1 protein-coding gene is annotated in these 222 nt (G+C 48.2%); it reads right to left on the reverse strand.

Annotated elements, in window-relative coordinates:
• Positions 1–10: 10 nt before the first annotated feature.
• A partial coding sequence (locus tag ACY9Z2_RS19535) for a hypothetical protein (RefSeq protein ID WP_463611330.1) occupies positions 11–222 on the reverse strand: 212 nt, incomplete at its 5' end.

Consider the following 222-nt stretch of genomic DNA (forward strand, 5'->3'; position numbering starts at 1 on the left):
CCTATGCCTATTAATCCCGCAGGAGTCGACTGCCCTCCGCTCCAATCAACTGCCAAAACAGAAGATAATTATGTTTTTCTTTCATCAACCATAAAAAGAAATAAGAGTTAAGAAGCACAAAACTAGCGGAAGAAATACACGAAGACTCCTGCGGGAAAGCGAAGTGATGAGACCCCGCAGTGAGCGTTCTTTGCTCGCGAGGAGGCTCAGCGCAAGCCCGCG

Source organism: Virgibacillus sp. GM2-2 (assembly GCF_055329585.1).